This window comes from Shewanella sp. SM101, assembly GCF_025654465.1.
GTDB classification, from domain to species: domain Bacteria; phylum Pseudomonadota; class Gammaproteobacteria; order Enterobacterales; family Shewanellaceae; genus Shewanella; species Shewanella oncorhynchi.
In genome coordinates, this window is record NZ_JAKKRH010000012.1 from 80,893 (window position 1) to 105,309 (window position 24,417).

General features: G+C 43.3%; 24 protein-coding genes. 21 read left to right on the forward strand and 3 right to left on the reverse strand.

The window, feature by feature from the left end; all coding sequences use genetic code 11:
• The first annotated feature begins 7 nt into the window (after nt 1-7).
• The 18 genes from fliO (at nt 8) to L5M38_RS08730 (ending at nt 16,789) form a co-directional block, all read left to right on the forward strand.
• Nucleotides 8-436, forward strand: coding sequence for a flagellar biosynthetic protein FliO (fliO, locus tag L5M38_RS08645; RefSeq protein WP_263178806.1), 429 nt, complete (start codon nt 8-10; stop codon nt 434-436).
• Nucleotides 433-1,179 carry a flagellar type III secretion system pore protein FliP gene (fliP, locus tag L5M38_RS08650; RefSeq protein ID WP_263178808.1) on the forward strand — a complete coding sequence of 249 codons (747 nt, stop codon included), beginning with the start codon at nt 433-435 and terminating at the stop codon, nt 1,177-1,179. The genes fliO and fliP overlap by 4 nt, the downstream gene beginning before the upstream one ends.
• 18 nt (nt 1,180-1,197) lie before the next feature.
• Nucleotides 1,198-1,467 (forward strand): flagellar biosynthesis protein FliQ, encoded by a 270-nt coding sequence (gene fliQ / locus L5M38_RS08655; RefSeq protein WP_012587225.1) that lies wholly within the window; start codon nt 1,198-1,200, stop codon nt 1,465-1,467.
• A 4-nt stretch (nt 1,468-1,471) separates the two neighbouring features.
• A complete protein-coding gene (gene fliR, locus L5M38_RS08660; RefSeq protein WP_028761179.1) occupies nt 1,472-2,269 on the forward strand; it encodes a flagellar biosynthetic protein FliR in 798 nt (265 codons plus the stop codon).
• A gap of 18 nt (nt 2,270-2,287) precedes the next feature.
• Nucleotides 2,288-3,418, forward strand: coding sequence for a flagellar biosynthesis protein FlhB (flhB, locus tag L5M38_RS08665; protein WP_263178810.1), 1,131 nt, complete (start codon nt 2,288-2,290; stop codon nt 3,416-3,418).
• 182 nt (nt 3,419-3,600) lie between these two features.
• A complete protein-coding gene (gene flhA / locus L5M38_RS08670) occupies nt 3,601-5,700 on the forward strand; it encodes a flagellar biosynthesis protein FlhA (RefSeq protein ID WP_263178812.1) in 2,100 nt (699 codons plus the stop codon).
• An 11-nt stretch (nt 5,701-5,711) separates the two neighbouring features.
• Entirely contained in the window at nt 5,712-7,094 is a 1,383-nt protein-coding gene (gene flhF, locus L5M38_RS08675) for a flagellar biosynthesis protein FlhF (RefSeq protein ID WP_263178814.1), read from the forward strand.
• Between the two features lie 4 nt (nt 7,095-7,098).
• Complete coding sequence (locus L5M38_RS08680) at nt 7,099-7,980, forward strand: MinD/ParA family protein (protein WP_006082389.1); 882 nt, start codon at nt 7,099-7,101, stop codon at nt 7,978-7,980.
• Nucleotides 7,973-8,686, forward strand: a complete 714-nt coding sequence (locus L5M38_RS08685; protein WP_028761175.1) for an RNA polymerase sigma factor FliA — start codon at nt 7,973-7,975, stop codon at nt 8,684-8,686. Before L5M38_RS08680 ends, L5M38_RS08685 begins: the two co-directional genes overlap by 8 nt.
• 47 nt (nt 8,687-8,733) lie before the next feature.
• On the forward strand, nt 8,734-9,117 hold the full coding sequence (gene cheY / locus L5M38_RS08690) for a chemotaxis response regulator CheY (protein ID WP_007649667.1): 384 nt from the start codon (nt 8,734-8,736) through the stop codon (nt 9,115-9,117).
• Nucleotides 9,118-9,130: 13 nt separating this feature from the next.
• Nucleotides 9,131-9,868, forward strand: coding sequence for a protein phosphatase CheZ (locus tag L5M38_RS08695; RefSeq protein ID WP_263178815.1), 738 nt, complete (start codon nt 9,131-9,133; stop codon nt 9,866-9,868).
• Between the two features lie 15 nt (nt 9,869-9,883).
• Nucleotides 9,884-12,133 (forward strand): chemotaxis protein CheA, encoded by a 2,250-nt coding sequence (locus L5M38_RS08700; RefSeq protein ID WP_263178816.1) that lies wholly within the window; start codon nt 9,884-9,886, stop codon nt 12,131-12,133.
• A gap of 20 nt (nt 12,134-12,153) precedes the next feature.
• Nucleotides 12,154-13,281 carry a chemotaxis response regulator protein-glutamate methylesterase gene (locus tag L5M38_RS08705; RefSeq protein WP_212600925.1) on the forward strand — a complete coding sequence of 376 codons (1,128 nt, stop codon included), beginning with the start codon at nt 12,154-12,156 and terminating at the stop codon, nt 13,279-13,281.
• Between the two features lie 13 nt (nt 13,282-13,294).
• Nucleotides 13,295-13,816 (forward strand): membrane anchored protein in chemotaxis locus, encoded by a 522-nt coding sequence (locus L5M38_RS08710; protein ID WP_263178855.1) that lies wholly within the window; start codon nt 13,295-13,297, stop codon nt 13,814-13,816.
• 71 nt (nt 13,817-13,887) lie between these two features.
• Nucleotides 13,888-14,679, forward strand: a complete 792-nt coding sequence (locus L5M38_RS08715) for a ParA family protein (RefSeq protein ID WP_028761170.1) — start codon at nt 13,888-13,890, stop codon at nt 14,677-14,679.
• Entirely contained in the window at nt 14,663-15,658 is a 996-nt protein-coding gene (locus L5M38_RS08720; RefSeq protein WP_263178818.1) for a chemotaxis protein CheW, read from the forward strand. The genes L5M38_RS08715 and L5M38_RS08720 overlap by 17 nt, the downstream gene beginning before the upstream one ends.
• Before the next feature lie 7 nt (nt 15,659-15,665).
• A complete protein-coding gene (locus L5M38_RS08725; protein ID WP_006082380.1) occupies nt 15,666-16,160 on the forward strand; it encodes a chemotaxis protein CheW in 495 nt (164 codons plus the stop codon).
• A 230-nt stretch (nt 16,161-16,390) separates the two neighbouring features.
• Nucleotides 16,391-16,789: a DUF2802 domain-containing protein gene (locus tag L5M38_RS08730; protein ID WP_028761168.1), complete on the forward strand. Its 399-nt coding sequence runs from the start codon at nt 16,391-16,393 to the stop codon at nt 16,787-16,789.
• Between the two features lie 53 nt (nt 16,790-16,842).
• Here the strand turns inward: L5M38_RS08730 and L5M38_RS08735 are convergent, their stop codons facing one another.
• Together L5M38_RS08735 and L5M38_RS08740 are read right to left on the reverse strand one after the other, a co-directional pair.
• Nucleotides 16,843-17,151, reverse strand: coding sequence for an EscU/YscU/HrcU family type III secretion system export apparatus switch protein (locus tag L5M38_RS08735; protein ID WP_028761167.1), 309 nt, complete (start codon nt 17,149-17,151; stop codon nt 16,843-16,845).
• 61 nt (nt 17,152-17,212) lie between these two features.
• Nucleotides 17,213-19,120, reverse strand: coding sequence for a hypothetical protein (locus tag L5M38_RS08740; protein WP_263178819.1), 1,908 nt, complete (start codon nt 19,118-19,120; stop codon nt 17,213-17,215).
• Nucleotides 19,121-19,339: 219 nt separating this feature from the next.
• Here L5M38_RS08740 and L5M38_RS08745 point away from each other — a divergent pair, with 219 nt between their 5' ends.
• Both L5M38_RS08745 and L5M38_RS08750 read left to right on the forward strand, forming a co-directional pair.
• The gene (locus L5M38_RS08745; RefSeq protein ID WP_028761165.1) at nt 19,340-20,125 is read left to right on the forward strand and encodes a VacJ family lipoprotein; all 786 of its coding nucleotides are present in this window, start codon (nt 19,340-19,342) and stop codon (nt 20,123-20,125) included.
• Nucleotides 20,126-20,246: 121 nt separating this feature from the next.
• Nucleotides 20,247-21,350, forward strand: a complete 1,104-nt coding sequence (locus L5M38_RS08750) for a response regulator (RefSeq protein WP_263178821.1) — start codon at nt 20,247-20,249, stop codon at nt 21,348-21,350.
• 118 nt (nt 21,351-21,468) lie between these two features.
• Here the strand turns inward: L5M38_RS08750 and L5M38_RS08755 are convergent, their stop codons facing one another.
• Nucleotides 21,469-22,974, reverse strand: a complete 1,506-nt coding sequence (locus L5M38_RS08755; RefSeq protein ID WP_028761163.1) for a peptide MFS transporter — start codon at nt 22,972-22,974, stop codon at nt 21,469-21,471.
• 472 nt (nt 22,975-23,446) lie between these two features.
• Here L5M38_RS08755 and rfaH point away from each other — a divergent pair, with 472 nt between their 5' ends.
• Entirely contained in the window at nt 23,447-23,953 is a 507-nt protein-coding gene (gene rfaH / locus L5M38_RS08760) for a transcription/translation regulatory transformer protein RfaH (protein ID WP_105251953.1), read from the forward strand.
• The last annotated feature ends 464 nt before the right edge of the window (nt 23,954-24,417 follow it).

A 24,417-nucleotide genomic window follows, 5' to 3' on the forward strand; every position in this document is an offset into this window, starting at 1 on the left:
ACTTTAAATGAGCACATCGGTAATACAGAGTTTAGTGGTAGCGGTTCAAGCGAGCGCCGATAGCCTCGGTGGGGAAGGCGCAGAGAATATTGCTTCAATAGCACCTGCTGCTACAAAAATGGCAGAACCTTCTCAAGTTGCGACCTTAGCAAGTATGTTAGGTGGCTTGATTCTGGTTTTATTATTAATTTTCGCGTTAGCTTATTTACTGAGAAGGTTTAATTTAGTCCCCACGACCAATAGCGTACTAAAGACCATTGCTGTGACTTCCCTCGGTCAAAAAGAGCGTTTAGTCTTGGTTCAGGTGGGCGAACAGCAATATTTGCTTGGGGTTAGCTCGCAGCAGGTGAGTTTGATTGATAAGTTAGCTGAACCTATCCATCTAGAAGCTGATTCGTTTGCGAGTCGATTACGTCAGGCGAAATTAAAACAATGACAATACGTATTCTCGCGTTAGTTGGGTTAGTTATGCTGCTATTGATGCCGTCAGCATGGGCCGCAGATGGCGTCTTACCTGCTGTAACAGTAACAACGGCGCCAGACGGCTCAACGGAATATTCGGTCACAATGCAGATTTTACTGCTGATGACATCGCTGAGTTTTTTACCTGCGATGCTCATCATGTTGACCTCTTTCACGCGGATTATCATTGTCCTGTCGATATTACGCCAAGCCATTGGATTACAACAGACTCCATCTAATCAAGTCTTAATTGGTATGAGTTTGTTCATGACTTTTTTTATCATGGCACCGGTATTCGACCGGATTTATGATGAAGGGGTGAAGCCTTATATCGATGAGCAATTAACCTTGCAGCAAGCGTTTGATAAAGGGAAAGAGCCGCTGAGAGGCTTTATGTTGGGCCAAGTAAGAACGACGGATTTAAAGACCTTTATTGAGATTTCTGGCTATAAGGACATTAAGTCTCCCGAAGAAGCACCTATGAGTGTGTTAGTGCCCGCTTTCATTACCAGTGAGTTAAAAACAGCATTTCAGATTGGCTTTATGCTATTTGTGCCTTTTTTAGTACTCGATTTAGTGGTGGCGAGTATCTTGATGGCTATGGGTATGATGATGTTATCTCCCATGATTGTGTCGCTGCCGTTTAAGATCATGTTGTTTGTGCTCGTAGATGGTTGGAGCTTAGTCCTCGGGACATTAGCGAATAGTTTCGGATAGCCAAGGGAGAGTAAACACATGAGTCCTGAGGCGCTAATTGATATTTTTCGTGAAGCTCTCGCTGTTATCGTCATGATGGTGTCTGCTATTGTGTTGCCTGGGCTGGGAATTGGGTTAATCGTTGCCGTGTTTCAAGCGGCGACTTCTATTAACGAACAGACCTTAAGTTTCCTTCCGCGTTTGTTAGTGACACTTTTTGGCCTAATGTTTATGGGACATTGGTTAGTTGAAACCCTGATGGACTTTTTCATCGAGATGGTGAATCGCATTCCTCAAGTGATAGGCTAACGCGATGGAGCTGCTGCTCGATACCTTAATGCAAACCATTGCCGCTTATATTTGGCCATTGTTTCGCGTCGCGAGCATGTTGATGGTTATGGTGGTATTTGGGGCGGCAACGACACCAACTCGAGTGCGTTTATTATTGGCGATGGCAATTACCTTTGCGATAGCACCTGTTCTTCCTCCAACTCAAAATGTGGATTTATTTTCGTTAAGCGCAGTATTCATCACGGCGCAGCAAATTATTATCGGTGTTGCCATGGGGTTTGTGACTCAAATGGTGATGCAAGTCTTTGTGCTCACTGGACAGATCATTGGTATGCAGACCAGTTTAGGCTTTGCCTCTATGGTTGATCCCGGTTCTGGCCAACAAACACCCGTTATTGGTAACTTTTTCCTTTTATTGGCGACATTAATTTTCTTAGCTGTGGACGGTCATCTTTTGATGATCCGTATGCTAGTGGCGAGCTTTGAAACTTTGCCGATTTCTAATCAAGGCTTAACACTGACAAGTTATCGATCGCTGGCTGATTGGGGTTCGTATATGTTTGGTGCGGCACTCACTATGTCGATATCTGCGATTATTGCCTTGTTATTAGTCAACTTGTCCTTCGGGGTAATGACCCGCGCCGCGCCGCAATTAAATATTTTCTCTATTGGTTTTCCGATCACTATGATTGGTGGACTGTTTATTCTGTGGTTAACCCTAACACCGGTAATGGCACACTTCGATGAAGTATGGTCGACGGCTCAAGTGCTGCTTTGCGATATGTTAGCGCTCCAATGTAACGCTGATGGCTTGATATGATGGGATTAGGAGAAGCCCATGGCTGAAGAATCAAGTGGCGAACGTACAGAGGAAGCCACGGGGAGGCGTCTAGAACAGGCGCGGGAAAAAGGACAGATTGCACGTTCGAAAGAACTCGGGACTGCAGCGGTATTGATTTCGGCGGCATGTGGGTTTTATATGCTAGGCCCGAGTTTGGCCATTAGCCTAACTCGGGTGTTTGAAATTGTATTTACCATGGATAGGGCGCAAATTTTTGATACTAATGAAATGTTCAACGTGTGGGGTGTTGTTGCGAGTGAAATAGCCTGGCCCATGGCTAAAATTATGCTACTGATTGTGGTTGTTGCGTTTATCGGTAACGTCTCTCTTGGAGGGATCAATTTTTCGACCCAAGCTATGATGCCAAAAGCCAGTAAAATGAGTCCCCTTGCTGGTTTTAAACGTATGTTTGGCGTACAGGCTCTGGTTGAACTCACCAAAGGTATTGCAAAATTTTCGGTAGTAGCGTTTTCTGCTTATTTTTTATTAAGCTTCTATTTCAATGACATTATGTTGCTGTCTAGCGACCATCTTCCAGGTAATGTTTACCATGCATTAGATTTGTTGGTTTGGATGTTTATCCTGTTATGTTCCTCGATTTTATTTATTGTCGTCATCGATGTGCCGTTCCAAATTTGGAATCACAACAAGCAACTTAAGATGACCAAACAAGAAGTAAAAGATGAATATAAAGACACTGAGGGTAAACCTGAGGTGAAAGGGCATATACGGCAGATGCAACGTGAACTAGCACAAAGGCGTATGATGGCTGAAGTGCCAAATGCCGATGTGATTGTCGTTAACCCTGAGCATTTTGCCGTTGCGATTAAATACGATGTGCAGCGCTCTGCGGCTCCCTTTGTGATAGCGAAAGGTGTTGATGATGTGGCCTTTAAAATACGTGAGATTGCCCGCGCGCACAATATTGCGATTGTCTCGGCCCCACCACTTGCAAGGGCGATTTACCATACGACTAAGTTAGACCAGCAGATCCCTGAAGGTTTGTTTACTGCTGTCGCACAGATTTTGGCTTATGTATTCCAGCTGCGCCAATATCAAAAAGGACGCGGTCGTAAACCTATTCCTGTCCCACTTAATCAACCTATACCAGATGAATTGAAATATTGAACCACTAGTCTCAGATGGTAGTCATTGGTAAAGCTGATGATGTCGAGTTCATTTGTTTTTTATGGCTAATTTTATGTATATCAATCAGTCACAGTACATATCTTTCCTTCATTAATGGCTTTAATCTTGTTGGCGCGTTTTTTGCTTTATGCTATTACACGTCAAAGTTTAGGTTATAGCGAATGGATGTTAAAGCGACTCTTGGTCAAGTAAAACAAATTAGGCTCAGCACTTTTAAAGGCATTGGCACGCCGGTGGTTGTGCTTGCTGCATTGGCCATGATTGTTTTACCTATCCCTCCATTTCTATTAGACATACTCTTTTCATTCAACATAGCCTTAGCGCTCATCGTATTATTAGTCGCAATTTATACTGATAGACCGTTGGATTTTGCTGCTTTCCCAAGTGTCCTGCTAGTGGCGACGTTATTACGTCTTGCGCTGAACGTTGCCTCTACTCGTGTGGTTTTACTTGAGGGTCATAATGGCGGTGATGCCGCGGGTAAGGTGATTGAGGCCTTCGGTTCTGTGGTTATCGGTGGTAACTATGCCGTTGGTTTAGTGGTATTTATCATTTTGATTATCATCAACTTTGCAGTGGTGACTAAAGGTGCTGGTCGTATCGCTGAAGTTAGCGCCCGCTTTACCTTAGATGCTATGCCTGGTAAGCAAATGGCAATCGATGCCGATTTAAATGCCGGAACCTTAAACCAAGATCAAGCAAGATTACGCCGTGCTGAAGTGACCCGTGAAGCCGATTTCTATGGTGCGATGGACGGTGCGTCCAAATTCGTTAAAGGGGATGCGATTGCCGGTATCATGATCTTAGTGATCAACATCGTAGGTGGCTTCATCATAGGAATTGTGCAGCATGGTTTAAGTTTCTCTGAAGCAGTTGAAATTTATACCTTACTGACTATCGGTGATGGTTTAGTGGCGCAGATCCCAGGTTTATTATTGTCAATCGCCGCAGCCTTGATGGTGACTCGTCAAAACGAGTCGGGTGATATGGGCCAAATGATGATGAGTCAGATGTTTGACAGTCATAAGTCATTGGGTATCGCCGCCGGAGTCCTGTTTGTCATGGGTATTGTTCCTGGTATGCCACACATGGCGTTTTTAAGCTTTGCCTTTATGACTGCTGGTGCAGCTTATTTTGTTTATAAACGAAATGAAAACAAACGTCTTAAAGCGCTAGAACAAGTTAAATCGGGTCCAATAGAAAGACAAGATAAAGAGCCTAAAGAGCTAGGTTGGGACGATGTACATCATGTTGATACTATTGGTCTTGAGGTCGGATATCGTTTGATCCCTCTGGTTGACAAGGGCCAAGGTGGCGAGTTACTAAGCCGCATTAAAGGCGTGCGTAAAAAGTTGTCTCAGGAATTAGGCTTCTTAGTGCCCGCGGTGCATATTCGCGATAACTTAGATTTATCGCCTAATGCGTATCGCATTTCATTAATGGGCGTCGTCGTCGGAGAGGCAGATATTCGTCATGATTGCGAATTGGCGATCAACCCTGGTCAAGTCTATGGCAAACTCGATGGTATCGAAACGCGCGATCCCGCCTTTGGCCTAGAAGCGGTATGGATCGCTCCTGAGTTACGTGAGCACGCACAAACATTAGGTTATACCGTCGTCGATGCCGCCACTGTTGTTGCAACTCATATTAGTCAATTACTCACAAATAATGCCGCTAAGTTGTTAGGCTACGAAGAAGTGCAACAACTGATGGATATGCTTGCGAAACACTCACCTAAGCTGGTTGATGGCTTTATTCCAGATATCATGCCACTAGGACATGTCGTAAAAGTGATGCAGAACCTATTAAATGAAGGGGTTTCAGTTAGAGACTTGCGTACTATAGTGCAAACTTTGTTAGAATATGGCACTAAGAGCAATGACACTGAAGTCTTGACTGCCGCTGTACGTATCGCTTTGAAACGTATGATAGTTCAGGAAATCTCTGGCCCAGAGCTCGAAATCCCCGTCATTACTTTGGCGCCAGAGTTGGAACAGATGTTGCATCAGTCAATGCAAGCAACCGGTGGTGATGGTCCTAATATTGAACCCGGTCTTGCAGAACGCATGCAGCAGTCCCTTGCCGACGCGGCTCAAAAGCAAGAAATGGTCGGACAACCCGCCATATTGTTGACGTCAGGTATGTTACGCGCGACGCTGTCACGCTTTGTTAAACATACTATTCCTAATCTCAGAGTCATTTCATATCAAGAAATACCTGATGAGAAGCAAATACGTATCGTATCTGCAGTCGGCCAGTAGAGGACGCATAAGTGAAGATTAAACGATTTTTTGCCAAAGACATGCGCGCCGCACTGGCCCAAGTGAAAGAAACACTCGGCTCAGATGCCGTCATTATGTCAAATAAAAAAGTGAACGGTGGCATCGAAATTGTCGCTGCCGTTGACTATGACGAACCTAAAGCGAAAACTGCAGCCACTGCGCCAGCACCGACCTTTATGGACGTGAGCGACGATCTCGTGTCCCTGGGTGCTAAGCAGCCAGTTCGTGTAGAAACTCGCGCTAAGCCAGCCGCACCTGCAGACTCATTACAAGCCTTACTTGAGAAGCAGCAAAGCCGTTTGAATCAACAAATGTCACATCAGCAAGTTGATGCCGAGTTACCAGCATGGGCTAAGGGCTTACAAGCCCCTACTGCTGTGAAACCAGAACGTCGTGAAGCACCTTCCTCGTTTGATAAAAAACCACAAACATCACAGAAACAAAGTGCTGATATTGAGGCTATGCGTGATGAATTAGCATCACTGCGTAATTTACTTACACATCAAGTATCCTCCTTGATGACGGAACATAAAAAACGCATCGATCCCGTTGGTGCTATGCTCGAAGCCAAATTGCTTGAGGCTGAATTCTCCCCTGTGGTTGCGAATAAATTAGCCGCGCTGAGCCAGCATTATACGCCGGCTGAATTAGTCAGAGCATTACCACAAAGTCTTGCGAATATGCTTGATAATCAGGGCGATGACATTGTTAAGCAGGGCGGAGTGGTTGCATTAGTTGGTCCTACTGGGGTTGGTAAAACAACGTCATTAGCTAAACTTGCTGCCCGTTTTGCGGCACATCATGGTGCTGAACATGTTGCTTTAATTACCACAGATCATTATCGCATTGGAGCCTATGAGCAATTAGCAACTTATGGCAAAATAATGGGCTGCCCAGTAAAGCAAGCTCATGATCTAAATGAATTAGAGCAAATTCTCTATCAGTTTAGGAATCGCAAGCTAGTATTGATAGATACGGCTGGCATGGGACAGCGAGATATGCGCCTTTACCAGCAACTTGATAATTTAACTGCAAATAGCAGGATACCTATCCGCAGTTATCTGGTACTGTCTGCGACAGGGCAGCGCCGTGTGCTGCAAGATGCAGTCAATCATTTTAAACGCATTCCCCTATCTGGTGTCGTTCTCACAAAACTCGATGAATCTGTGTCGTTAGCAGGGGCATTAAGTGTGTTGATCCAAAACGGATTACCATTAAGTTATATTACTGATGGACAAAGAGTTCCTGAAGATATGAAAGTTGCGGATACCCTAGATTTAGCCCAGCAGGCACTCGCAGCGTTAGATAGTACAGAACAACAATCATTACAAGACACAGCGTGGTCAGATAATATGGCCTGTGCATTTGAGTAGATTTATGACCCTGGATCAAGCAAGTGGTTTACGTATGATGAATCAACCCTATAACGAAAAAGTGAAAGTAATCGCGGTCACTGGTGGTAAAGGAGGCGTGGGTAAAACCAGCGTTTCTATTAATACTGCTGTGGCATTAGCCGAAAAAGGCAAGCGTGTCTTGGTACTTGACGCTGACCTTGGCTTAGCAAACGTCGACGTCATGCTGGGTATTCGTGCCGAGCGTAACCTCTCTCATGTTCTCTCTGGTGATGCAGAGCTTGACGATATTATCGTGCGTGGTCCTAAGGGGATAGGCATAGTACCTGCCACCTCAGGAACACAGGGGATGGTGGAATTAAGCCCTGCGCAACATGCTGGATTAATCCGTGCATTTAGTGAGATGCGGACTCAGTTTGATATTCTAGTCGTAGATACTGCTGCTGGGATCTCAGATATGGTGCTCAGTTTCTCACGTGCTTCGCAGGATGTGCTAGTCGTTGTTTGTGATGAACCCACTTCGATTACCGATGCCTACGCCCTGATTAAAATTCTCAGCCGTGAGCATGGCGTGTTCCGTTTTAAAATAGTTGCCAATATGGTGCGTAGTTTACGCGAAGGTATGGAATTATTTGCTAAACTCAGTAAAGTGACCGACAGATTTTTAGATGTTGCACTTGAATTAGTCGCTACGATTCCATTTGACGAAAACTTACGTAAATCTGTTCGTAAACAAAAATTGGTGGTTGAAGCTTATCCTAAATCACCAGCGGCAATTGCGTATCAAGGATTGGCAAATAAAATTTTGAGTTGGCCTGTGCCGCAGCAACCTGGTGGGCATTTGGAGTTTTTCGTTGAGCGTTTAGTACAACGACCAGATTTTCAAGAGGAAAAAACGAGTGAATAAAGCCGCTGCGTATACTTGTTTAGACAATAAATCGTCGATCGTTGAACAGTATGCTCCGTTGGTTAAAAGAATTGCGCATCATTTACTCGCCAGACTACCTGCATCTGTGCAGTTAGATGATTTACTCCAAGCTGGGATGATGGGGTTACTAGAAGCATCATCCAAGTTTGATGGTGGCAAGGGTGCGAAATTTGAAACCTTCGCCGGCATACGCATACGTGGAGCCATGTTAGATGAAATTCGTCGTGGCGACTGGGTCCCTCGTTCCGTTCATCGAAATAATCGTAAGGTTGCACACGCTATTGATGAGTTAGAGCAAGAACTGGGCCGTGATGCACGCGACACAGAAATTGCAGAAAAACTTGATATGACGCTCGATGAGTACCATCATATTCTTAACGATGTTTCTGTCGGAAAAATCATAGGGATAGAAGATTTAGGCGTATCTCAGGATATACTTACAGTGAGTGATCGGTCCGATGATGATTCATTTGAAGCATTAGCTGAGAACCAATTTCATTCTGCTCTGGTTGAGGCAATTAAATTATTGCCTGAAAGAGATGCATTAGTGTTATCCCTGTACTACGATGAAGCATTGAATTTAAAAGAGATTGGCGCCATTCTTGAAGTCAGTGAATCGCGGGTTAGCCAGATATTAAGTCAGGCAATGTTGCGATTGAAAGCTAAACTCAAGCACTGGACATAAGTATAATTATTAATCGAGCACAGAATGTCAGCTCACCGGAGGAAACCTTGGACAAGAATATGAAGATTCTCATTGTTGACGATTTTTCGACAATGAGGCGTATCATCAAGAACTTGTTGCGAGACTTGGGGTTTAATAACACCCAAGAAGCAGACGATGGCTCAACAGCCCTGCCGATGTTGCAAAAGGGGGATTTTGATTTTGTTGTTACAGATTGGAATATGCCTGGTATGCAAGGAATCGATCTGTTAAAAGCAATTCGCGCTGATGATTCGCTAAAGCATTTACCCGTATTAATGGTAACTGCTGAAGCAAAACGTGAACAGATTATTGCTGCCGCTCAAGCGGGAGTGAATGGTTATGTGGTTAAGCCTTTTACCGCTGCAACGCTGAAAGAGAAGTTAGATAAAATATTCGAACGACTCGCTTGAGCAAGGATGAGCTATGAAGTCACAAACATCAGGGCTCATCACGCTCGAGCAAGCTCAGCATTTAGTTGAATTATTAAGTGCAAGTGAGCAAAGTCAGGCAGATGATTTATTTCGGGAGCTTGCTGCTCCACTGCAACGAGAATTATTCGAAGAAGTAGGTAAATTAACTCGGCAACTTCATAGTGCGCTGATGGATTTTCAAGTTGATAATCGTCTTTCTGAATTAGCCAATACAGAAATTCCCGATGCCAAGCAACGTTTAAATTACGTTATTGACATGACTGAACAAGCGGCAAATAAAACCATGGATGCGGTTGAAGAATGTTTACCTTTGGCCAATGCCGTAACGGTTAATATTCAAAAAGTCATGCCATCTTGGGACAAATTAATGCGACGCGAGATAGCACTGAGTGAATTTAAGGGCCTTTGTCACGATGTCCAAGATCTTATGTCCCGTAGTTCAAACGACTCGATTCGATTACGTGAATTGCTGAATCAAATATTGATGGCGCAAGATTTTCAAGACTTAACAGGGCAAATGATACGCCGTGTTATTGATTTAGTAATGGAAGTTGAAAGTAATCTGGTTTCTATGCTGACGGTATTTGGTGAGCAGCCTATGATTGAAAGTCAGATTGCTCAGAAAAATAATATTGAAGCGGAAGGGCCGATAATGAATGCCGAGCTTCGTCAAGATGTAGTAACGGGTCAAGACGAAGTGGATGATCTTCTATCGAGTCTGGGTTTCTAACTGGGAGTCAATTTGATGGCCTTTGATGTAGATGAAGAGATACTCCAGGACTTTTTAATCGAAGCCGGTGAAATTTTAGAGCTTCTGCAAGAGCAACTCGTTGCGCTTGAAAATAATCCTGATGACACAAACTTGCTAAACGCCATTTTCCGAGGGTTTCATACCGTTAAAGGTGGCGCTGGCTTTCTTAGCTTAACTCCCATGGTTGATGTTTGTCATGAGGCTGAGAATACCTTCGATTTATTGCGGACAGGCAAGCGTAGCGTTAACGCAGAGTTGATGGATATTATTTTGCAGGCTGTTGATGCAATTAATACCATGTTTGCGCAAACCCAGCAGGGCGAGCAACAAGACCCCGCCGATTCAGGTTTGTTAGCGAGACTTAAAATGCTCAGTTCAGGTGCGCCTTTGCCATCTGAAGTCGCTTCTGCCAAGGTTGTAGAGCCAGAACCTGTTGTTGAAGTCATTATTGATACTCCTACCCTTCAAGAAATCCCTGCTGACATAAGTGATAACTCATCTTCCATTGAAAATACGTCTTCAAGTATCGATGATATCAATGATGCTGAATTTGAAGCTTTATTGGATACGCTTCATGGTTCAGGAAAGGGACCTGCGGTCGCTGCTACCACATTTGTATCTGAGCCTGTTGCTGTCAAGCCTGCTGCACCAATTAAAACACCTTCAACATCAGGTGATGACATCACTGATGATGAGTTCGAGGCGTTACTGGATGAACTTCATGGCTCAGGTAAATTTAAAGCTGAGGCTGAAGTGCCTGTTAAGCCTAAGGTTGTGGCAACACCTGCGCCTCAACCGATTGTAGATGCTGATGAAATTACCGATGATGAGTTTGAGCGATTACTCGATGAACTCCATGGGAAAGGCGGAGCACCTGCGAAAGCTGAAGTAAAAGCGCCTACGCCCCCTGTTTCGACTGTAGCACCTACTGCTGCACCACATGCTCCTGCGCCAGTAAAAGCCGCAGTACCAGCTCCTGCCCCAGTCGTTGCTGCAAAACCTAAGGTGGAAATTGCGGTTGTCGATAAAGCACCTGCTAAGGCTAGCTCTGCGAATGTGCCTCAGGGTGAAACAACGGTACGTGTAGATACTGCACGACTCGACCAGATCATGAATATGGTGGGTGAGTTAGTGTTAGTGCGTAATCGATTGGTGAGCTTAGGCATCAGCCGTGATGATGAGGAGATGTCGAAAGCTCTCGCGAACTTAGATCTCGTTACTGCCGATTTGCAAGGCGCTGTGATGAAAACCCGTATGCAACCGATCAAGAAAGTGTTTGGTCGTTTCCCTCGGGTGGTACGTGATCTTGCTCGTACACTAAACAAAGAAATTGATTTGATCATGGTCGGTGAAGAAACTGACTTAGATAAAAACCTCGTTGAAGCGCTTGCCGATCCACTCGTCCACTTAGTGCGTAACTCTGTGGACCATGGTATCGAGATGCCAAACGAGCGTGAAGCTAGTGGTAAGCCAAGAACGGGAACGATTACCTTATCTGCAAGTCAGGAAGGCGACCATATACTGCTGAAAATCGAAGACGATGGCGCAGGCATGGATCCTGAAAAACTCAAAAAAATTGCCATAAACCGTGGTGTGCTCGATGAAGATTCTGCTTCGCGGATGACAGACAGCGAAGCCTATAATTTGATTTTTGCACCAGGTTTTTCAACTAAAGTTGAGATTTCAGATATTTCAGGCCGTGGTGTTGGGATGGACGTGGTAAAAACTCGTATCACCCAGCTGAATGGCACTGTACATATTGATTCCATGAAAGGTAAGGGAACGATACTTGAGATTAAAGTACCGCTAACACTGGCGATTATGCCAACCTTAATGGTCGATGTCGCTAAACAAGTGTTTGCATTACCTCTATCTAGCGTGAATGAGATTTTCCATCTCGATCTCACAAAAACCAATATTGTTGATGGGCAACTGACTGTCATAGTGCGTAATAAGGCCGTACCTTTGTTCTATTTGGAACACTGGCTACATAGAAACAAAACCACCTTTAAACATGGCGATAAAAAGCATGGTCATGTGGTTATCGTGCAATTAGGCATGATGCAAATTGGTTTTGTAGTGGATGCCTTAATAGGACAAGAAGAAGTCGTTATTAAACCTCTTGGCGCTATGTTACATGGCACACCTGGGATGGCTGGTGCGACAATTACATCGGATGGTGGTATTGCACTGATCTTAGATGTTCCTGGATTGCTAAAGCATTATGCGAAAAGTAAGAATTAGTTTCCAAGCTAAGGAATGGAATGGCCATTAAAGTATTAGTCGTTGATGACTCAAGTTTTTTCAGACGACGTGTTAGTGAAATAGTCAATCAAGATCCTGAACTGGAAGTTATCGCGACGGCCTCAAATGGGGCCGAAGCGGTGAAGTTGGCTGCTGAGCTTAATCCCCAAGTTATTACTATGGATATTGAGATGCCTGTCATGGATGGTATTACTGCTGTTCGTGAAATCATGGCTAAGTGTCCGACTCCGATCTTGATGTTTTCTTCTTTAACCCATGATGGCGCTAAAGCAACGTTAGACGCTTTAGATGCTGGTGCATTAGATTTTCTGCCTAAACGTTTTGAAGATATTGCGACCAACAAAGATGATGCCATTTTATTGTTGCAACAAAGAGTTAAGGCATTGGGACGACGCAGAATGTTTCGTCCGATTGCACGTCCTGTGGTCGCGCCAACACCTAGCGTGCGTCCAACAGGTAGCGTTTTAGGTACAACGAGTATATCGGCTCATACGCCTGTCGCAGCTCCTGTTAGAACCTCAACGGCAACGACGATTCGTGCAAGTGGTAAACAGTATAAATTATTGCTGATCGGTACATCTACTGGTGGTCCGGTTGCGCTGCAAAAAATACTCACGCAGTTTCCGGCAAACTATCCGCATCCTATTTTATTAATCCAGCATATGCCTGCTGCCTTTACCCCTGCATTTGCGAGTCGTTTAAATGGCTTATGTAAGATTGAAGTGAAAGAGGCCGCTAATGGCGATCTTCTTAAACCGGGTTGCGCATATTTAGCGCCAGGTGGTATGCAAATGATGGTTGAACGTACTGGAGCAAGTGGCCGATTAAAAGTTATCGCAGGCAGTGCTGATATGAATTATAAGCCCTGTGTGGATATTACCTTTGCTTCTGCTTCTAAAGCCTTTAGTGGTGATGTGCTTGCTGTTGTATTAACTGGCATGGGGGCGGATGGCAGAGAAGGCGCACGTATGTTGAAAGCTGTAGGCGCAACCATTTGGGCGCAAGATGAAGCCAGTTGTGTGGTTTATGGTATGCCACAAGCCGTTGCGAGTGCAGGGATTGCCACCCAGTCGATAGCCTTAGATAACATGGCCGAATGTATTTTAAAAGAGTCTGTTCGTGTCTAAAAACCAATATCCGATGAGCACAAATAGTGTGCTCATCATCTTGTTGATGGGCATAGCCATTTTGGTTCTTGGTGCCTTAAGCCTTGATTACAAGCGTAAGAATAGTTTGCTGCAGGCGGATGTAAAACGTTTGGAATCGACTCAGGTGCTGTTAATGGTACCTGACGAACAGGCTGAGGCCATTGCAACTTGGTTAGCGTCTCATCCCGATCAGACTAAAGCAATGTTGCAATTAGCGGCTCCTGGTGAGCAGAAGGCTGTAGCGATTGGTCCTGAGCCGGTACAAAATAGCATTCCGCCTTTGCTGAGCAAACTAGATACTGAAATAGATACGGCGAAGGAAAAAACTAATCTGGAATCCTCTATTCCTAAACAGCTTCAAGCGCCAGAAAAAGAGGTTAAAGCTGTTTCTCAGACAATTGCCCCCCAAAATGCAGAGATGCTGCCCGTGGTGATATCTGAGAATGCCGATGGTGTCAAAGTGATTAGTTTGCCCAATGGCGGCATTCGAGTCACGACCAGAAAAGAGCAGTAATTTTTAGAATTTGTGAACTCACAATTTTCTAGTTCATTAGCGTATTAACCAGTATAGATAGGGGTCACTTCTTGAAAGTCTGGACCATAGCGAATCAAAAAGGTGGCGTAGGTAAAACCACGACGGTAGCGAGTTTAGCGGGAACATTAGCTAAGCGTGGTAAGCGTGTTCTTATGATAGATACCGATCCACATGCTTCGTTAGGTTATTACTTAGGTATTGATTCTGAAGAGGTTCCAGGCTCGTTGTTTGATGTTTTTCTTGCCCATAAAAACCTTTCTAAGGAACTCGTTTTATCTCATGTAGTGCCAACCTTAGTCGATGGTTTGGATTTATTGCCTGCAACTATGGCATTGGCTACCTTAGATAGAGCCTTAGGTCATCAAGAGGGAATGGGATTAGTACTACGTAATTTATTAGCACTGGTTGCTGATGATTATGATGTTGCTATCGTTGATTGCCCACCCGTACTCGGGGTATTAATGGTCAATGCGCTTGCAGCAAGTCAGCATATCATTATTCCTGTGCAGACGGAGTTTCTTGCCATTAAAGGGCTAGAGCGGATGATTAAAACAATGGAGTTAATGGGGCGATCTAAGAAGACGCGCTACAGTTACACTGTTGTGCCAACCATGTACGATAAACGCACCAAAGCATCACCTGCGGCTTTGCAAGTTCTTGGTGCCGAATACAGTGATACTTTGTGGAAAGACGTTATTCCAGTAGACACTAAGTTTAGAGATGCCAGTTTGGCACATTTACCAGCATCGCATTATGCGAGTGGTTGCCGCGGCGTTAAAGCCTATGAAAGATTATTAGATTTCTTATTAGTTGGGGAGTTTGGCCATGTCAAAATCGGTTGATGAAACTGTTTTTGATTTTTTCGCATTATTGCTGCAGGAAGACGACAGTCCAAACCAGATTGTTTCCCCTCAAAGCATTGTAAAAGCAGACTCAAATCAAAATGTTGCCGTTAATCAAACGGAGGCAGCATTGCTCGATGCGGCAATTTTGGCTGAAAATGGTCGCACTGCTGCACCGCAGAATGTAGAGAAGGCCATAACGCCTACTGCGCAGTTGCAGCCAAAAGCGGCGCCAAGACAACATGAGTTTGTTGCTCCGGTAAGCCAGGTTGTAGCTCAAGTGAATAAGCAAGCGTTAGAGAAATTACTCGCGCCAGTACTAAAGACTGCAAGGTTAGAACCGATACCACCTTCAGTAGAGATAGTGCCACCTATTGATGTTCAACCTGTTGTGGTAGAAGTACCACAAGCTCAGCCTGTTGTTAATGAAACCGTTGCTGATGAAATCGTTGAGCCAGTGGTTGTGCCAGAAACACAAGTCGGCATTACGCCTCCGAGTGTGACAAAAGATTTGCAAGAAGTGCTCGATGATGAGTTTCAGGTACTATTCTTTAAAGTAGCAGGGTTGACATTGGCTGTGCCTTTGGTGAGTTTAGGCGGAATAGTAAAAGTTGAGCGGATAAACCACATCTTTGGTCGACCCGCATGGTTTCTTGGTGTACAGACGCATAGGGAGGAGCAATTGAACATTGTTGATACTTGTGCGTGGGTTATGCCAGAAAAATACACAGATAAACTGGCGCAATCAGTAAATTATCAATATCTTGTATTATTAGAAGGCAGTAACTGGGGATTGACTTGTGAGTCCTTGGTCAATGCGGTAAAAATTAATAAGTCGCAAGTCAACTGGCGTAGTCAAGCGGGTAAACGTCCTTGGTTAGCAGGTGTAGTGAAAGAACAGATGTGTGGCATTTTGCACGTACAAGCCTTAGTTGAAATGCTTAATGCGGGTTTAGGTTGTCAGGACTCAATTGGTTGAGGTAAACATGAAAGATACAAGAAATGTAGCAGCAGTCGCTGCAAGTAAAGATGATGCAGTATTACAATGGGTTACCTTTAAGTTGGACCATGAAACTTATGGTATCAACGTAATGCAAGTGCAGGAAGTGCTGCGTTATACTGAAATAGCTCCTGTACCTGGTGCCCCCTATTATGTACTAGGCATCATTAACTTACGTGGTAATGTCGTTACTGTAATTGATACCCGCTCACGTTTTGGATTGCAGTCTGCTGAAGTTGATGATTCAACTCGAATCGTTATCATCGAAGCTGAAAAACAGGTCATTGGTATCTTAGTTGATAGTGTTGCAGAAGTGGTTTATTTGCGCCGCTCTGAAATTGACAATGCGCCTAATGTTGGAACGGAAGAGAGTGCTAAGTTTATTCAAGGCGTGAGCAATCGCGACAATGAATTACTTATCTTAGTTGATCTCGACAAATTATTGTCCGACGAAGAATGGGCCGAGTTGACTCAGATCTAATCAATGAGTGTGATAAGGCTGAATGATTAGAATTCATTCAGCCATTTTGTTTATTTGCGAATAAATCGATGATGTTGAGTATTTACGATTTATGGGTAGACGAAGTCTTTTTATCATAGCTTGAACAATGGCCAATGATATTGGTGACGTTAAGTGAGCACTTTGGAATAGATAACTCAATTGTAAGCCAGCTCCTAATCTATGGCTTTGAGTGTGTATAAGGATTTTTGATGGGCGATGAATTTTTGATCGCAGCGTTAGTTTATGTCATCGCATGCTTAGGGTTAGTACTCTTTTTACAAAAGCAATTGAGTAAATTAAGAAGCAAAGTTGAGGCATTGACTGTGTTAGTTAAAGAGGGCGATCGGCAGCGAGAGTCTTTTAAACGCGAATTGCAAGAATTACGCAGTGGCACAATCGGTGTAGGCCGTCGTGTTATTGAATTAGAGAAACGCATATTGCAACAGTCTGAACGGATTGAAGAGACGACTCAACAGGATCCACAGGCAAAACTTTATACTCGAGCCATGAAGATGGTCGCGCTTGGTGCTGGCGTTGACGAGTTGATTAAGGAATGCGAATTACCTAAAGCTGAAGCCGAGCTGTTGATCCGTCTGCATCGTAAGTAATCGGTAGCCAATTGAACACTAAAAGCTAATTTTTCTGAATTAGCTTTTTTATTTTATGCTTTCTCGACAATTTTTTTATGCATATTATTCCATTGCTCAGGAAATTTACCGTCGAGCATATACACAAATGCAATCAGTTCGGCGATAAGCAGGTAAAGCTCCTTGGGAATTTCCTCTCCTAACTCTAGCAATTGCAAAAAATGGCTCAGATGGGGATCTTGATGGATATAAACGCCGTTAGCCTTAGCTAAGGCAATAATTTCTTCTGCGATAAGCCCTTCACCAGTCGCAACTATTTTAGGAGCGTTACGGCCATCGTAGCTCAGTGCGACAGCTTGTTTAGGTTCACTCTCTTCGCTCATATCGTTATTCCCAATGTTTTGTATAATGAACTCAATATTAGTGTTGGAACATTGTCACTCATTAAGCTTTTGTCTTTACGAGGAAATGATCACCAGGTAATAAGGTTGCTGGTACTTGCGCTATTTGAGTTGATAATTCACCAGGCGTAAAACCCAGTTGTGATAGTTTTTGGCTTAAGGGCGTTAAAAAGTTATTAACCTTATTAAGTAGTATCTGACTATTGCCTTTAAACTGGATATCTAATTGTTGATTGTGGTTTTGGGCTGAAATCAGCAGAGGTCCTTGTGCTAGATTAAACTTCAGTTGTAAACGCCATCCTGTTTTTTTATCTGGGTCATCAGGATCGGCTTCTTGCTCAAATTTCCCTTCTAGTTGCTCCTGTCGTTGGTTAATGCCATAGGGCAGGGCGAAGAACCACACCAAATTGCCAGCGCTCTCATTACTTGCCTGTTGGTATAAATGCAGGTTAGAGGCTAATAGTCCCATGCTATCAAGGCCTCCTGCTTTGCTCAGTTGCCCAAGAAGTTTAGTGGAGAAGCCCACTTTAGCTTGTAACTGTTCAAGGTAGTCGGCAAGCTTTTTGCTCATGGAATTCGAATTGTTATTGGCTTTAAAGCCAAGTAGCAGCTGAAAAAGTGAGGTAATTGCACTCCCATTCATGAGCATAGAGGCTTGATTTGATTGAGGCGTAGCAAGATTTAGACTCGCTAGACCGAGAATATTGGCTTTGAGTTCATCGATATCATTTAATTGGCTCAGTGGTGGTAGCCCTAAATGCGGTAGGTGTTTCAATAACTCAGATGCTAAATTCGAGCTGCTATTAGAACGGGATAACTCAATAGGAAGTGCCCCCGCTTTATTGAACGCTTTTTGTAAGACATCGGCCACTTTTATCGAAGTGTCAGTCTTAGCATCATTGCCTTGTTGTTCACTCTTTTGGTTACTGGATCCTAAAATATTCTTAAGTTTGTTTATGTCTGTAGGACTCACACTTAGGATTTCTTGTGACGTTTTTGAGCTTTGAGGTAACCCGTTTTTGCTATTTACGTTTTCACCCATTTGTGATGCTGGTGATTGACCCACAAGTCGATTTCCAAGGGCTGAGTTTTGGGTGCTGATCTGACCTAGGTCTTTAGTTGTTGGCGCTATGACTTGCGCGTTAGAGATATTCTGTGAGCCAGTCGCAGTAGGCGCTGATGGAGCATCTACTTTACTTTGAAGCTGCATTATATCGACTTTGGCCGTGACCATTTGTTTTGTGGGCTCAGGCAGAAAGTTGATATTTTCGAGTTTTTTTAGAAAGGAGGCAATGATCTGGGCTGGTTCAATTTTCGCGATCACAAGATCAGAAGATGGTTTATTTGTGGGAACCTGAGTTTCATTTACTGGCGCCCCAATTATGATTTCGAGTTTGCTCTGTATTGGGGTGAGTAATAAAATAGGGCGCCCTTGTTGAAAGGCTATTTTAGCGATGAATTCACCTTGATTCAGCTGGGGTCCAGGATCTTGTGCTACAACGGTACCATTAGCAAATTGAAGCTCCTTGTTAACTATAGTGACGTTTGGTAATGGATAGCCCTGTGTGCGAGCCGCGAGCGTTGAAAGCTGCGTCTGAGATATGCCATTTTGTTGTGCCAGATTGATCACTGCCTCAGGAATTTTCAGTACGAGAGGTATAGCTAACGCAAGTAGTTGGCTAGTGGAGTTTTGCACTATCGTAGTTGGAGTTGAGCTGTTCTGAGCATTGGGCGTGACTAAAAAGCTATTAGCAGTCAACAATATTTGCCGCTGTTGAGCATTAACTAGCTTTAAATTATATTCTGTACCGTTTAGAATAATACTATCTCCCTCAGGTGATGTTTGCACCTGAGCTGGAATGGGGCGTGGAGTAGCATTGAGGGCATCAGTGTTAGCCATCGCAGTGTGTAACTGCGAATTTTGACTGCTGACAAGTGGAATCGACTCCATTTAATGACCTTATATAGTTTATCCTGCGATACATTCGTTTAGTAAAATTAACAATTGACCAATTTTTTTTGCCAAGTATGCTTATGCGCCTTGTGACAAAGGAACTGTCATACTGGATAGTATGCCACTAAGACGAATTATCTTTATATCGTCATTTTTGTATTGTCACTTTAGCGAAAATTTGATGTCTAAACTGTACATTTATATTAAGAGAGCGATATGAAGTTAAAATGGATGGGATTATCTTTGGGGTTAATGCTGTTGCCTAAAGTGCAATCGGCTGAAGTATCCCTATCAGATACCATTCAGCAGGAAACACCTGCTAAGGTACAAATTACCTATGATGATCCCCGCGATCCGTTCGAAGGCTTTAACCGAGCTATGTGGGACTTCAACTATCTCTACCTAGATAGATATTTATATCGTCCTGTAGCCCATGGTTATAACGATTATATTCCTACGCCTGCTAAAACAGGTATCAATAACTTTGTACAGAATTTAGAGGAACCTAGCAGCTTAGTAAACAATGTGCTGCAGGGTAAGTGGGGCTGGGCAGCTAATGCCGGTGGACGCTTTACAATCAATTCTACTGTCGGCTTATTAGGTGTCATTGATGTCGCTGACATGATGGGTATGAGCCGCAAGCAAGATGAGTTTAATGAAGTGCTGGGTTATTATGGGGTGCCCAATGGACCTTACTTCATGGCGCCATTTGCGGGTCCTTATGTTGTGCGAGAACTCGCGTCTGATTGGGTTGATGGTCTATACTTCCCATTGTCTGAGTTAACAATGTGGCAATCCATTGTTAAATGGGGACTTAAAAACCTTCATTCTAGAGCATCAGCAATCGATCAAGAGCGACTTGTTGATAATGCACTCGATCCCTATGCCTTTGTCAAAGATGCATATTTACAGCACATGGACTATAAAGTCTATGATGGTAATGTCCCTCAAAAGCAAGATGATGATGAGTTGCTCGATCAGTATATGCAGGAGCTTGAGTAACCCTATTGGCCGTACTTGACAGCATTTGTCTTTAGTCATCAAATGCTAGCCTTGTTAAATTTTGTTATTGGCATATTCACTTGAGTAATGGCTATGCGATGAACTTTATTCGGGAACCTTTATGGCGTTAAATGGTGTTGCGGTTCTTTTAGTTGAAGATGACCCCGTGTTTAGGCAGATTGTTGCAAGCTTTCTCGATAGCAGAGGTGCGCAAGTCACACAAGCCTGTGATGGTGAACAAGGATTGTCAGTTTTTAAATCGCAGCGCTTCGATATTGTTCTCGCAGACTTGAGTATGCCTAAGCTTGGTGGGCTCGATATGCTTAAGGAAATGACAAGGTTAGCACCTTTAGTGCCTTCTATTGTGATCTCGGGTAATAATGTCATGGCTGACGTCGTAGAAGCCTTACGCATTGGCGCCAGTGATTATCTTGTTAAGCCAGTATCTGATTTATTTATTATTGAACAAGCCATTAAACAAAGCCTTCATAGTTCCTACATTGATGATACTCAAGCCGCAGATTTTGACGCGCTATCTAACCAAGAATTAAGTGATAATCTAGCATTGCTTGAGCAAAGTGTTGCTGCAGCAAAACAAGTTCAGCAACAACTCTTTCCCGCTTCAAATATTAGTTATCCGGCAGCCAAGGTTGACTATAGCCTTTATAAAAATAGCGATATAAGCAGTTATTTCATTGATTCAACTATGGTTGGCAGTGATCACCTGATTATGTACATGGCCCATTTGTATCCTGAGGATAATCGAGCCGCGTTTGCCTGCGTTCTGCTGAGAAGTTTTGTTAATCAGAAGCTTAAAGATTTTCGAAATGGCCAGAATCAAAGCATTATTGAACCCTTTAACATGATGAGCTATTTGAACGAGCGTTTAGTGAAATCTGGTCTCGATATCAAAGCCGATATGATTTATGTTGCCATTGAGCTAACTAAGTACCGTGCTGCTATTGCACAGGCGGGTAAGGGGCTGCGTTGTTATCTGCGTAATGACGAGGGATTAAGCCCGTTAGCACTGTCTGAGAGCCTGCAGCTTGGCGTGTTGGATTGGGGTAAACCGAGCATTCAGTTCCGAAGTATTTTACCGCAAGAACAGTTGTGTATTGCGACAAGTGAGCCTGAGCATAAACAAGCTTTACTTGATAACAAGTTTAAGGGCTTAGTCTATGATGCAACGCTACCTGCTGGTGGTTTTCTACAGTTAAGCCTTTAGTTTTTTTGACGCTTTGGCGAAATTGAGTATGTAACTGAATAGATGACTTAACAAAAACGCCTTACTCTTGCGAGTAAGGCGTTTTGTTTTAACAATCAAAAACAGTCGAACAGGATTATTAACGTTTTATCGCTTCATGTTCAGCCGTCACTGCAATTTCACTTTCTAAGGCTTCGGCTTCAGTGTGATGCTTGGTTTCTGCGCCATGCATCCAATCGACTAATTTGTCAGCCATAAAATACAGGATCACGCCAGACAGAGCCGCTGTAATCGCGATACCAGCAAAAATTGACATAGCATTAGCAAGTTGTTCCTCTTTGCCACCACCGTGACCAATCAAAGAGCCTACGACCCCTGCAACCTTGTTCGCCATCGCAATAAACAGGAACCAAGCGCCCATCATCAAAGAGGCAATACGCAGTGGAGCAAGCTTAGTCACCATAGACAAGCCAATAGGTGACAAACATAATTCACCCATAGTATGGAAGAAATAAGCACCCACTAACCACCACATGCTTGATTTAGCTGTAGGATCGCTACCCATCTCAACCACAGCGCCAATCATGAACAAGAAGCCAATCGCCAATAAGAACAAACCTAAGGCAAATTTCACTGGCGAGTTAGGTTCATTTTTACCTAAACGGATCCAGATAGAAGCAATTACAGGGGCAAATAACACAATAAAAATAGCGTTTAGCGATTGGAAATAAGTCGTGGGCACTTCCCAAGTACCTATGTAACGGTCAGTAAACTCATTGGTAAATAAGTTCATTAACCCGCCCGCTTGTTCAAAGCCCGCCCAGAAAATAATCGTGAACAAACCCAGCACCATAATCACCTTGAGACGATCACGCTCAATTTTAGTAAGTGGTTCTTTACGGGTATTGCCTAGCTTAGCCTGGCGTTCACGTTCCAGCTTGGCCGCTGGCACGGTACCAATGTTACCTAACAGTTTTTGAGCAAATAAAAATTGAATCACCAGCGATAGCAGCATACCAATACCAGCACAGAAGAAACCTGCCTGCCAGTTATTAACAAAAACCTCTTGGCCATTAACCATTTCAGTGTGGCCAAAGCTAGTATAAGCCCAAGCAACAATAAAGCCGGATAATGCCGCACCTAAATTGATTCCCATATAGAAAATAGTAAATGCACCATCGCGACGGTGATCACCTTCCTCGTAGAGATCGCCCACCATAGTGGAAATGTTCGGCTTAAACAAACCATTACCCAGAATGAGGGTACCTAAACCGATATAAAAAATTGTCGTTTCAATGCCAGGAAACCAAGCATGAGGCGCAGCTAGCATAAATTGGCCAGCCGCCATTAACGCACCACCAAAATAAATGGCTTTGCGCTGTCCCAGAAAATTATCAGCTAACCAACCACCAATCAGCGGCGTTAAATACACTAACGCAGTAAAAGTACCATATAAGGATAAAGCGTCAGCTTGGCTAAATCCTAAGCCGCCACCGCCTTGTTTACCCACCTGATCAACTAAATACAGCACCAAAATGGCACGCATTGCATAATAACTAAATCGTTCCCAAAGTTCTGTTGTAAACAGCAGGAACAATCCCTTGGGATGCCCAAGCATCGTTCCTTGTGGTTTTGCTACGCTCATGAAGTCTTCCACCTTAAGCTCGTGATTGCCTGTGGGCCCCTGAAACAGGATGATGTCACCACAGAAAAATGGTTGTTGCTCGTCCCAATATCGCCTGCAGGTTTAATCAACCATTAATTCGCGCTATAGCATTCATTAATTGTTGAATAACCGCTAGTTACGTATGGGTTATTGTTACGTTCTTATAATAAAAGTAATGTATTTAGCAGTAAAATGAGTATTTTCGCTAAAATCCCACCTTATATACCCCTTAAAAGCAACCAAAGTCAATTTTGGTAAGCTAAGTGGTGACATTATCAGCAGTATAGTGTTGTGATTTTAATTATGAATTAGTTAATGTGAGCGTCATTGTATGCATACCGAGCGAGAGACTGGAATAGTCGAAAAATTACTTCCACCGACTTGAGCATCTTTGCTATGATTGCGACCCGTGAATGGACATCACTTATTTATAGGGTAGTGAGATTAGCTTATGAAGGCATGGTACCTTTTGTATTGTAAACCTCGTAGTGAAGCGAGAGCTCAACAAAACTTAGCACTTCAAAATTTAGAGACGTATTTGCCTATGGTCTCTGAAGAGAAATCTCAGCGCGGGCGCAAACAAGTTTGTCGTGTACCACTATTTCCAAATTATTTATTCATCAATTTTGACCCAAGCCAGACAAGTGTCAGGCAGGTCCATTCTACTCGTGGTGTGAATCGAATCGTTAATTGTCAAGAGAAAATGACGCCCATTGACGACAGAATTATCCATGCCATTCGCATGAAAGAACTAACGCCTTCCCAAACAGTATTAGCCGAAGAATTAGAGCTAAAAACGGGGGAAAAAATTCGTTTTACAGATGGGCCCTTTGTTGATCTCGAAGGCATTTTTCAAGAAAAATGCCCAAATAAACGTTGCCATGTTCTTTTTAACATTATGGGGCAGATAAAGACGGTTACTGTACCTGAGCAAACGGTTGAAAGAGTTTGTAGTTAACTAATTGACACAAGTTTCATTGTAAGAATTAAGATGAAATATTTGTAAGAAATTGACTATTCTTATTATTAAGGCTTTTTGCCAGAGATGGATAACGTTTTTTTAAGTTATTAAATAATAAGGTTTTTATGGGTTTTCACGAAATTGAAATCATTAAGATTTTAATTTATCTCTAAAATTTGAAACATTGACTTGCAATTGCTTGTTAATTAACCAGTCAAGCTTTCGGGTTTGAAGTAAACTTATGTAACCAGACTTTAAGATTGTCGTTTATTCTTCTTAACGTCATTGGTATGTTGTTAAAAATGAATCTTTAGTTGATGCGCAAACTTAGCTGCTTAAGGCCTGCATTAACGTTTAGGTGACTATTGGGTTTAGGCTGCGATAGTCTTGTTCTAATTAATAATTTGGCGTGTTTTTCCCACAAGAGTGGTGATATCACTCGCTAGAAATTCAAATGGATT